Source organism: Saccharopolyspora sp. 6V, from assembly GCF_020176785.1.
Lineage (GTDB): Bacteria > Actinomycetota > Actinomycetes > Mycobacteriales > Pseudonocardiaceae > Saccharopolyspora_C > Saccharopolyspora_C gregorii.
Genome location: NZ_JAIUKB010000235.1, coordinates 1 through 699, shown reverse-complemented (window position 1 = coordinate 699; position 699 = coordinate 1). Strand labels below are relative to the sequence as shown.

Here is a 699-nt window from a genome sequence, read left to right as displayed (position 1 = left end):
CTCGTAGATGTTTAAAAGAGACAGCCACCGAACACCCCGACGGCACCACCACCCTCGACAACGGCCGCATCCGCGCCACCATCGACCAACGCGGCCTGCTCACCTCAGTGCTCGACCTCGACACCGGCCGCGAAGCCCTCGCCCCCGGACAACCCGGCAACCTCCTCCAACTCCACCCCGACCACCCCAACGCCTGGGACGCCTGGGACCTCGACGAGTTCTACCGCCACCAAGGCCACGACCTCACCGACACCGACCGCACCACCCTCGACGGCACCACCCTCACCGTCCACCGCACCTTCGGGAACTCCACCCTCGTCCAACGACTCCACCTCCACGGCCACACCCTCCACATCGACACCGACATCGACTGGCGCGAAACCGAAAAAATCCTCAAAGCCGCCTTCCCCCTCGACGTCCACGCCGACCGCTCCACCGCCGAAACCCAGTTCGGCCACATCCACCGACCCACCCACACCAACACCACCTGGGACGCCGCCAAGTTCGAGATCTGCGCCCACCGCTGGCTCCACCTCGGCGAACACCACTACGGCCACGCCCTCATCAACGACTCCACCTACGGCCACGACGTCACCCGCCACACCCGCCCCGACGGCGGGGGGGGGGGGTATGTTGGCCATCCGGTGGGGGCGCGGAGGGACTGGCCTGGGAGCCGGGCCAGCTGGCGCGGGTGGGGAA

General features: G+C 68.2%; 1 protein-coding gene. It reads left to right on the top strand.

Annotation, left to right across the window (positions count from 1 at the left end):
• The coding region (locus LCD35_RS29690; RefSeq protein WP_304621325.1) for a glycoside hydrolase family 38 C-terminal domain-containing protein at positions 1-699 on the top strand (699 nt) is incomplete at both ends.